General features: G+C 47.4%; 11 protein-coding genes and 1 rRNA gene. 4 read left to right on the top strand and 8 right to left on the bottom strand.

Annotated features, from left to right (window positions below; all coding sequences use genetic code 11):
• The 6 genes from D469_RS0108700 to D469_RS21590 form a co-directional block, all read right to left on the bottom strand.
• Nucleotides 1-135, bottom strand: a 16S ribosomal RNA gene (locus tag D469_RS0108700); the annotation flags it as partial.
• A 942-nt stretch (nt 136-1,077) separates the two neighbouring features.
• Nucleotides 1,078-1,995, bottom strand: coding sequence for an aldo/keto reductase (locus D469_RS0108695; protein WP_018923001.1), 918 nt, complete (start codon nt 1,993-1,995; stop codon nt 1,078-1,080).
• A gap of 182 nt (nt 1,996-2,177) precedes the next feature.
• Nucleotides 2,178-2,924: a sirohydrochlorin chelatase gene (locus tag D469_RS0108690; protein WP_018923000.1), complete on the bottom strand. Its 747-nt coding sequence runs from the start codon at nt 2,922-2,924 to the stop codon at nt 2,178-2,180.
• Nucleotides 2,924-4,390, bottom strand: a complete 1,467-nt coding sequence (gene cobA, locus D469_RS19980; RefSeq protein WP_018922999.1) for a uroporphyrinogen-III C-methyltransferase — start codon at nt 4,388-4,390, stop codon at nt 2,924-2,926. The genes D469_RS0108690 and cobA overlap by 1 nt, the downstream gene beginning before the upstream one ends.
• Nucleotides 4,387-5,445 (bottom strand): anthranilate phosphoribosyltransferase, encoded by a 1,059-nt coding sequence (locus D469_RS19975; RefSeq protein ID WP_018922998.1) that lies wholly within the window; start codon nt 5,443-5,445, stop codon nt 4,387-4,389. The genes cobA and D469_RS19975 overlap by 4 nt, the downstream gene beginning before the upstream one ends.
• Nucleotides 5,446-5,689: 244 nt before the next feature.
• Nucleotides 5,690-5,836, bottom strand: a complete 147-nt coding sequence (locus D469_RS21590) for a YezD family protein (RefSeq protein WP_018922997.1) — start codon at nt 5,834-5,836, stop codon at nt 5,690-5,692.
• A 220-nt stretch (nt 5,837-6,056) separates the two neighbouring features.
• On the opposite strand from D469_RS21590, the gene D469_RS19970 reads away from it, so the two are divergent.
• Entirely contained in the window at nt 6,057-6,344 is a 288-nt protein-coding gene (locus D469_RS19970; protein ID WP_018922996.1) for a hypothetical protein, read from the top strand.
• 3 nt (nt 6,345-6,347) lie between these two features.
• Complete coding sequence (locus tag D469_RS0108660) at nt 6,348-6,536, top strand: hypothetical protein (RefSeq protein WP_018922995.1); 189 nt, start codon at nt 6,348-6,350, stop codon at nt 6,534-6,536.
• A gap of 91 nt (nt 6,537-6,627) precedes the next feature.
• Here the strand turns inward: D469_RS0108660 and D469_RS0108655 are convergent, their stop codons facing one another.
• Nucleotides 6,628-7,008, bottom strand: a complete 381-nt coding sequence (locus D469_RS0108655) for a rhodanese-like domain-containing protein (protein WP_018922994.1) — start codon at nt 7,006-7,008, stop codon at nt 6,628-6,630.
• A 359-nt stretch (nt 7,009-7,367) separates the two neighbouring features.
• On the opposite strand from D469_RS0108655, the gene D469_RS0108650 reads away from it, so the two are divergent.
• Both D469_RS0108650 and D469_RS22040 read left to right on the top strand, forming a co-directional pair.
• A complete protein-coding gene (locus D469_RS0108650; RefSeq protein WP_018922993.1) occupies nt 7,368-7,751 on the top strand; it encodes a YbbN family protein in 384 nt (127 codons plus the stop codon).
• Between the two features lie 26 nt (nt 7,752-7,777).
• On the top strand, nt 7,778-7,954 hold the full coding sequence (locus D469_RS22040; protein ID WP_018922992.1) for a hypothetical protein: 177 nt from the start codon (nt 7,778-7,780) through the stop codon (nt 7,952-7,954).
• Nucleotides 7,955-8,283: 329 nt separating this feature from the next.
• Here D469_RS22040 and D469_RS0108640 read toward each other — a convergent pair whose 3' ends face one another.
• The gene (locus D469_RS0108640; RefSeq protein WP_018922991.1) at nt 8,284-9,891 is read right to left on the bottom strand and encodes a glycoside hydrolase family 43 protein; all 1,608 of its coding nucleotides are present in this window, start codon (nt 9,889-9,891) and stop codon (nt 8,284-8,286) included.
• Nucleotides 9,892-9,934 lie beyond the last annotated feature (43 nt).

Below are 9,934 nucleotides of genomic sequence, written 5' to 3'. Positions count from 1 at the left end.
ACGTGTTACTCACCCGTCCGCCGCTCGATCCACAGGTGTCACCCCGAAGGGATCAACCTGCTTCACGCGCTCGACTTGCATGTATTAGGCATGCCGCCAGCGTTCGTCCTGAGCCAGGATCAAACTCTCCGAAGAACAGGACGTTCGAGTGCCTGCGTTGCAACAGGACGTTGCGAACGTAGCAGGCCTTCCGACTAGCTCCTAAGAACTAACAGAACCGAACGCCCTTATAATCGAAGCGATTTGACTCGCTCTCATATAAACTATCAATTAAAATTGACTGGCGCTTTCTTTCATTCAGTTTTCAAAGGGCGAATTCTTTTTCGCGTTTACCAACGCGGAATTTCTATTTTACACAAAACCAAAGCTCAAGTCAACAACTTTTTTGTTGTTCTTTGCAGGAACGTTTGTCGAAAATGACAACTTCCTACAATCAATGAGTCGGTGTTGCACCTTGTTATCAAGCAAGGAAGTTTATTGTACCAACATCCTCTATTAAAGTCAATAGATTTTTGTCGTTTTTTTGCTCCCTTTCAACAAGCAAGGACTTACTACTTTACCAAGTAAAATCAGTGAAGTCAATAACTTACCCGATATTAATTTAAATGAAAAAAAGAAGCTATCAATTAAAGAATTTCTTTTTTCTCTCAAATAGATTCAAAGTAACTGCCCTGCCCTAAGCAAGGGAATTTATCATACCAACAACAAAGATTGAAGTCAATAGATTTTATTTCTTTAGTTTTCACTTGCCAAGCAAGGACTTAGTACCGCAACAAACCTGTTCGAATTCTTCAACGTAAGGAAGCTTTAAGAGGAGGCAATGAACAGGACTTTCTATACGTATTAAATGAAAACGCCCCTTCTACATGTTCAATTATTTTAGCTTTCGTTTGATCCCTCTAATTATTCATTACCTTCTATTCGTGCAGCAATCCATGATCGGAAGCTGCTGCACGTTTTCATTTTGCCAAGACGCTGTTGCACTGGGCTTGATCTAAACACTTCCCTCGAACGCAGGAATAATAAGATAAGCCACTAAGTTTTACTATAGAAAAAAGGTGAAGTAACCACTCCACCTCATGGCAGCACGTTCCCCGCTGCGCGGTAGACGGCGTACCATTCTTCGCGGCTGAGCGCCACTCCAGATGCTTCGGCGATGGCTTTCAGCCGCTCCGTGTTCATCGTGCCGACGACCGCCTGCATCTTAGCCGGGTGGCGCAGGATCCAGGCGGTGGCGATGGCGGATTCGTTGACACCGTATGTCTCTGCAAGCTCGCTCAATTTAGCATTCAACTCGGGAAACTTGTCATTGCCGACAAAGACTTCTTTTGTCTTTTCATGCTGGAACGGCGACCAGGCCTGGATGGTCATCTCATTTAAGCGTGAGTATTCGAGCACACTGTCGTCCCGATTCACAGCTGGCTCATGCTGCATATTTACGTTCAAGCCTGCGTCAAGCATGACGGTATGCATGATGCCAAACTGCAGCTGATTGACAATCAGTTCCTGATCGACGTACTTTTTCAGCAATTCGACCTGCATCGGGTTGTGGTTGCTCACCCCGAAGTGGCGGACTTTGCCGCTTTCTTTTAAACGGGTAAACGCATCAGCTACTTCCTCAGGCTCCATCAGCGTGTCCGGGCGGTGGAGAAGCAGGATGTCTATGTAATCAGTGTTTAAGCGTTGCAGGCTTCCTTCCACGGAGTTCAAAATATGTTCTTTCGAAAAATCGAAGTAGCCGTCGCGGATGCCACACTTGGTCTGCAGCGTCATCTCTTCGCGCTTGGCTCCGCTCTCTTTCACCGCTTCGGCGAAAATTTCCTCCGAAGCGCCGCCTCCGTATATGTCGGCGTGGTCAAAAAAGTTGATGCCAGCATCCATTGCCTGGCTGATGATACCCGCGGCTGCTTTTGTGGACAAGCCGTCCATGCGCATGCAACCTAAAGCAAGATGTGGTGCCTCCATTTGACTTTTCCCTAATCGAATCGTTTCCATAACCCACCTCTTAATGATCGATTTATTCTTAGTGTATCAGCTTCCAGAAAGTATGAAAACGTGTGCCCCCCTGTAAAAAATGAACGATTCCCTCTCCGCTGCCCTGTGTTATTTGCTGCGCAAAAAAGAGAGGCTCTCCCCACCTCTCTTTCCCCACACTATATATAGTTTTTTAGACTGAGTCACCCTACCTGAAGGCATGCCCGCAGCGCTTCGACCCGCTCTCTTAGAATGACGGTCAGGGCATGGTCAAAGCCTAAGTAAGGAGCGAGCTGAACATCACGTTCTGCGGCCACCTCTTCAATCGTTTCTTTCATTTCCTTCATTAATAGGCCGGTAAACAGTAAGTATGGCAATACATACAATGAGCGATTGTTCGTCCGGTGAACTTCCGCTTCCAGCCCTTGGCGGTAGGCAGGCGTAACAGCAGCCAGAAAACACGGTGCCACCCGCTCCAGGCCGAGCTCTTCTTTTAACCGTGCTGACAACTCGTAAAATTCACCGATCGCCTCCGTGTCGCTGCTCCCGCGGCCTACAAACAGCACATCCGCCGCTTCTCCTTCCTGCCAGCCCGCTTCCTGCAGACGCCGCTTAAGCACCGGATAGATGGCTTCATGCAGCCCGAATGGCTCGCCGTAGGTAAACATCACCCCTGGGTAAAGCTGCTTTACGCGCGCCAACTCTTCCGGAATGTCTGCTTTGGCATGACCCGCTTTAAATAAAAGCACAGGCACGACATGAAGCACTGTAGCTCCCCTCTCCACCGCGCGCCGCACGCCGGCTTCGATGTCGGGATCGGCAAGCTCTAAATAGCAGACTTCTTGAATTGGAACGTCCACCGCATCCATTGCTTCTTCGCAAAATGCTTTAAGCTGGGCGTTCCCTTCCGGCACTCGTGTCCCATGACCAATATACAAAACAGCTTCCATCAGACACTCACCATCGCTTTCTCGCGCACCTTTGCCATGCTGTGCAGCTGGCCGGAAATCTCTGCACTTGTGCCAAGTACAGCATAGCCCCCTTCTTCCGCCAGTACGTCTGCTGCTTCTTCCGTCAGGGCTAGCACGTCTTTATCTGCCAAAAATACAGCCAGCGATTGACCAAGCAACGTTTCGACTTCTTCCTTTAAGCGATACGCGCCCTCAGGACTTTCAACAATGACTGTATTCAACCATTCTTCACGCACGAGCCGGTCCAGTGTATTACGACCGCGTGTATCTGGCCGCCATTCATGTGAACGCCAGAACACCGCTGCTGTCTCAATCGCTTCACTCCCAACCACCACTTCATCTAAACGAAAACGTTCCTTGCTATTTTCTATATTCGTAATACCACGAGCATAAAGAGCATCTGAAACCCCTTCCGCGCCAACTGGAACGCTAATTCGTCCAGGCAGGGAGCGTACATCCAGCCCCGCCGCTCTCATCTCGTCGAAAAAGCGAACCACACTTTCTTTTTCCAGAAAAGAAAGGCTGCTGGCGGCATAGACCTGGTCCCAAAAGCCAGAGGGGACCGGGAGAGGGGCTGCCACCTCCTGTGGGAAGCTGAGCACTTCGGCCCCTTCTTCTTGCAAGGGTCGTAAAAGTTCCTCGGTCCGAGCACTGTCCCGGCTCGGTACAAAGCAGATAACACGACCGAGATGGAGCTTTTCTTCGTACCAGCTCGTTCCGTTGCGAAGGGAACAAACCTCTCCCACCAGTGTGATAGCTGGATTTTGGACTGAAGCAGTTGTCGCTGTATCGACAATCGTAGCAAGGGTTCCTTCCACAGTGCGTTGGCGGCCGGTGGTTCCCCATTCAATGATCAGGACAGGGGTGTCCGCTGGTTTGCCATGGCTAAGCAGTTCGCGGCTGATCGTCGGTAGGTTTTTTACACCCATATAAAAAGCGATCGTTTCACTGCCGGCTGCAAGGTCTGCCCAGTCCGGAGCAGGTACGCCGGCCGCTTCTTTCGAGTGGCCGGTCACCACCGTAAAACTGGTGCTGTAGTCGCGGTGCGTCACCGGAACACCCGCATATGTAGCGGCTGCAATCCCTGATGTGATGCCGGGGACAACCTCATAGGAGATAGAGGCTTCATCTAGGGCCGAGGTTTCTTCGCCGACGCGACCAAACACACCGGGGTCCCCGCCTTTCAGTCGAACCACCCGCTTGCCTTGCTGTGCTTTTTCAATTAAGATCTCTTGAATCGTTTCTTGTCGTAAATGATGACGGTCCGGCAGCTTGCCGCAATAAATTCGTTCTGCCTCCGGCTGCGTTTCTTCAAGCAATAGCGGATGGACAAGCCGGTCGTAAAGGACGACGTCAGCAGCGCGTAAGAGCTCCTGCCCTCGTACAGTAATCAGCTTCACATCCCCCGGACCTGCCCCGACAAATGCAACCTCTCCCTTGTTCATACACTCACCTCATGTTGTAGGTCTTGTCTGCCTGCATCGTGATTGCGCCAGTCCTCAAGCTGGCGCGCGCCCGAACCACTTTCTAATAACATCTTAGCCACTTCAATACCGGCGCCTACAGATGGCACATCACCGATTAAGTACAACCTCAGCCCGGTATTAAAGAGTACCTGATCTCGAAGTGGCTCTAGTTGAGCTTCGACAGCATCGCCTTCTAAAATCGTTTCGATCCGTTCAACGTGCTCCGCTTCCTTCATATACAGTGGAAAATCATCACGGTGATAGGAAAAACCGTAATGGCCCGGTTCTACTTGTAAAGTCTCCACATCCTGTTTAGCAGTTACATGGTAAATAAACGTTTGCTTGCGGTGGACAGGAACGTCTTCGGCCCCTTCCTCACCTTGCACGATGAACGCTTCTTCGTACGGCAGACGTTTGGCAAGCTCGATAATCGGCCCTGCCGCTTTCTTATGAAAGACGCCAAACAAAAGTGTACGAGCCGGTAACAGTCCTAGTAATTTTTCGACTGTATTGAGAAACGAGCGCACGCCAATTTCTTCACGAACGTGGTGGAGCCGGGCCAACGCTTGCAGGCGCTCCGAACTGTTCACAAAGGTGACAGGTGCATCTTTTTGCATGATGCCCTCTGTGATTTTGCCACCGAGGCGGCTGAGTAGTGATTCAAGCGGAGTTCCGTATTTCGGTGGCAGCGGCGGGCCGCCGTGCAAATAGGTTGTATGACCGGCAGCTGCTAGTAAAAAAGAGACCGGGATCGTTGCAGCGAAGGTCTTTCTGCCGTCATATGGGCCCGCTGCATCGAACGTACGCATCGGTTCAGCAGAGAGCAAGGCTGCATAGTCACGAAACGCATCCACAAATCCTTGCATTTCTTCCCACGTTTCACCTTTTAAGCGTTTCGCAACGAGAAACGCACCAATTTGCGCATCAGTCGCTTCGCCAGTGGCGATTGAAGCAGCCACTTCATAGCTTTCACGATACGTAAGCGGACGCGCTAACGTCTCTCCACGTGCTACTTCTTTTAACCAAGGTTTCATCCCATTCTCTCCTTTTGAAGTTTAATCGCTTGCTGCTGATCAATTCATTGCTGCGTTGGGAACGCGCCCCTTTCCTTGCTCGCGCGGAAACGTTATGTATAAACGTTTCTTTTTATAAGAATATTCAGTCATTATAGCCTGGTACGACCTTCACCCTTTTTCTTGCCTATAAGAAGCGGCCTTACAGAAGACGTTTTGAGTACGTACCGTGTAAGCGCCGCCTTCATTCATTGGTGAGCTCTCCTCATTTAAAACGAACTTTCTCGCTCCGTTCCATTTGTACGACTTTCCCGTCTTGCACGGTGATGGTAATTGATCCGTATTGCAAGCCTTCTAGCTGTTCCGCTAGCCGCTCTTTAATACGTTCTAATTCTTCCGATTTCTCCCCCATGCGGAACACCTCTTACGTTAATAACCAAGTATTTTTATATGGATTATAAGTTAAGTTCATTTTATGCAGAAAAAACCATAATGTCAATAGACCCTTCGTTTTTTATAAAAGACCGCCGCTCCCTTCTCGTCATTTTTGGCAGATCGATGAAGTATTAGGCTTTTGTGGCACATTTCTCAGAAAAGGTGCATAGGCTAGCAAGGAAAAGGTGGTGGAAATTATGGGGAAAGACTATAAAGATCCGGTCTCGGTTCATGATTTATTTAGTGGAAAACACCTTGAGATTGTTACAGCGGCGCTCATTCTATCAGGAAAGCTGGATGTATATTCCATTGAACTTTTTCGTACGGACCCTCTTGTAGGCGTATACCTAATCGGCGGCTTCCCCTCTTTTCCAGAAAATAATGAAAATGGTATTGAACCACTTGCTAAATTTATGGAAGATAATCCAGATATGACAGTGGCTGAACTGATTCAGCGCTTTGAAGAGAATAAAAAGGAGGACTAGTGAATGCCTTCTCGTCTTCGCACCAACCCAAACGTCGAAAAAAACAACAGAAAGAAGAAAGCTTATCCTCCCTATTATGAGGAATATCCTATTGATGGAAATGCTTTAATGTGGAGTATATTGATCGCCATATTGCTGTTACTTCTTGTATTCGGAAGAGTGGGAGTCATCGACGACGTAGATGCCCCGTAAGCCAAATATCTTATAGCGGCACAAAAAAGCGATCCGGGGCTTCCGAATCGCTAATTGGGGCGCCGTTTTTCGCTCTCTTGGAAAAGTACGTCTAATCCCCTTTTTTCACACTGAGGTCTTTCGCATCTTCAGGTACATTTTCTAAGCCGGTGGCAAGGGGGCCATCCCATTCAAGCATGCCGCCGTCGTAGTTATGGGCAAGTTCAATTCCTCTTGCTTTAAAGTATTTGGACACATTATGACTGCGGCGGCCACTCCGGCAAATGAAAAGATATTCGCGCTCCGGGTCAAATTCCTCAAAGCGTGCTTCAATTTGGGTCATCGGAATAAGCGGCACTCCGGGGATGTGCCCTTCTTCATACTCTTCTTTTTCACGGATGTCGACTAGTACCGGTGAGCCTTCCTCCCGGTTGTAAATTTCTTTTAATTCGTCGACGGTAAACTGTTTTACGCCGTCTTGTTCACTAGGCATCTGTCACTCCTCCTTTACTTTTATATGAAACCATAAAGAGCTCAAGTGATACAAGAGCTATGGTCCCAAGCCCATACTCACGATAAATATACCACCTACTCCTAGCTAGCTGAAGCACACCCTCGTCAGGAGACAGAAAGTGTCCATGTGCTCAGCAAATTGACGCTCTTTCTATCGCTTGTTTGTAAACGATTGCGCCTAAAACTAATTACCTTTGTACTATTAAAATATTGTTTTCTTTTATAGTAAAACAATAAGTTTTAAACCTTTATTACGGGGAATGTAACATAGTAACAGCCTTTGAACTGAAGTCATCTAAACGCAGTCTGGAGGCACAATAGAACGAAGCGGGGTTGAACATGAAACGTAAAAAAATGCTCGTACTCACTTCCTTGTTTCTGCTCATAGCTGGCGGTTGTTCAACCTCTTCTCAAACCACTGTGTTACCTGATGAACTAGGCGGGGAGCTTTCAATTTTATTTTTCTCGGATCAACAACTCATTGAAAAAGAAAAGCCGTATTATGATGTACTACTTGAATTCACCTCGGAATGCCGAGATAACCAGGAGATCATACACTTAATTTCAACTAATGATACAGAATTATCACAAGCATTCAACGTTGATTCTTACCCTACTATTATGGTGTTTGAAGACGACCAAAAAAGTGAGAAGTGGTCAGCTTCCAGTTTAGATCCTGATGACATCGCAGAACAGATTAGTGCCTACAGTACATGTAACTAAAAAAACAACTTTTGGGGGGATCATGGATGAAAGATAGTTATCGAATTGTAGCAATGGACAAAGATGGGAATGTACATGAAGTAGCTTGTCCGGAACGGGGCAGCAAACACGAGGAACTCATTGTTGAGAGTAAAGAGAAAGCCATGAACACGTATTCCCAAATTAAAGCATTATATAAAGACTTTTCAATTAAAATGCTATAATCCTTTATTTATCCTTCTTGTTTCAGAAGCCTTTGCGGGTACATTCGCTCCGCAAGGGCTTTCCTTTTGCCTTTTAAATCCAGAGGAAGAAGACCTCCTCCATTTACAAAGTGAACGAAAAACCTACCCCTTCCTGCGCACGGGAAAGGGGCTGGTTTTTGCAAGAAGTTCTATAAGAGGGGAATCTTGTGATGCCTATCAAGCCTCCCCTTCCGTGCCCCTCCGGATAACGCCCTGCGCGGCTTCACCAGGATCACTTAACCTCCAGCCGCCTCGGGCATTCTCACGTTAGGTACACCCTCCTCTAACGAAACTTCTCAACCTTACAATTACTTTTCTTGGTATTTAAAATAAGCAAAGTCTGCGTGCGCGTTTTGACCGGACGTATCCTGACATTGCATGCCAACAAAGGCTCCAGTAAAGAAACCGCCGCCTCGGATGTAGTCATCTGAAAGCTTATAAGAATGAAATTCGACCGGTATCTCTGTCCACGTCTCCCCATCAAACGAATAAGAGTAGCGGTAAAGGTCAGTCTCTACATCGACGCGTAGATATACCCCTTCTACTTCTTCTGGGATGGAAATTTCATTTCCGGTTAGTGGCTGTGAAAATGTAAAATTATCACATTGAGTCAGGTCAAGAATTCTTCCTTTTTGTTCATGCCAACTGACCTGTAAAGCCGTCCAGTTTTCGGTATTGTAATAGTTGACTAGTCCAGCTGCTTGCTGGAAAGTTTCAGGGTAAAAGGTTACTTTTGTTTCTGCCTGAAAGGTAAAAGCTTCCCAACGCCTCGCTACATAAGCCTGCTTAAACTTGGAAGTAAGCGATTCCTTTCCGTATAAGCGCAGATAGCCAGGATGGTCGGTAAGCGAGAGTGTATCTTCTTCAAGCGGAATACGCAACGTTTGAAAATGGATGTTTAACGTATTCTCATTAAATGTTTCCATTTCATTGTAACCTGGCTCCACTTTCACTTCGGCCAGCTGCGGTCCTTCAATTGTTAACGAAGGCTCCGGGCCGCCTACAACATACGGCCAATCAGCTTTCCATTCCACTCGTTGAATTGCTGTCTCTCTCCCCAAAGGGCAAAACCCGCGCGGATCTAACACCGGTTGACCTTCGCGAGGAAGCGGCCTCCCGGTTAAGTGAACTAAGAACCACTCGTTAGTATGAGTATGCACAATGGAGGCGTGCCCCGCTTTTTGAAGGGGATTACGTGGGTACGGCCAAGACGTAAGTATCGGATTCTCAGGATGAACTTCATACTCTCCGCGTAAAGTTGTAGAACGAGCGACCGTTACAGCATGATCAAAGCGCGTTCCGCCTTCTGCAGTGAGCAAGTAATAATAGCCATTCAGTTTATATAGGTGAGGCGCCTCGGTTAACTTAATGTCTGTACCTTTAAAAATGAGTTCCGGTTTGCCAACCAGCTTTTGCTGTTGCGTATCATATTCCTGCAGAACGATGCCATAAAAATTATGGTTCCCGACGCGGTGGTCCCACATCATGTTCACGAGATATTTCCTGCCATCATCATCATGAAACAAGGAAGGATCAAAGCCTGAGCTGTTTAAATAAACGGGTTCCGACCACTCGCCAGCAATCGTTTCACACGTTGCTAAATAATTATGGCAGTCTTTCCACCGGCCATCTGTTACTTTAACATCTGTATAAATCAACCAGAATTGCCCATCTTCATATGATAATTGCGGCGCCCAAATCCCGCCCGAATCTGGGTTCCCCGCCATATTTAACTGGCTAAGACGGTTCAGCGGCCTAGAGACGAGCTTCCAGTTTTTCAAATCCTTTGAATGATAGATTCCGACACCCGGAAACCATTCAAAGGTGGAAACAGCAATATAATAATCTTCCCCGACCCGGCAGATACTCGGGTCTGGGTTAAACCCTGTTAAAATCGGATTTTCAATCGTTGACATGGAAAATTCCCCCCTGTTTTAAGCTTCGTTTAACAACGGTATA

It is taken from the genome of Salsuginibacillus kocurii DSM 18087 (assembly GCF_000377705.1).
In the GTDB taxonomy this organism is placed as follows: Bacteria; Bacillota; Bacilli; order Bacillales; family Marinococcaceae; genus Salsuginibacillus; species Salsuginibacillus kocurii.
The sequence above is the reverse complement of the archived record's forward strand: the minus strand, read 5'-3'. Positions and strand labels throughout refer to the sequence as shown.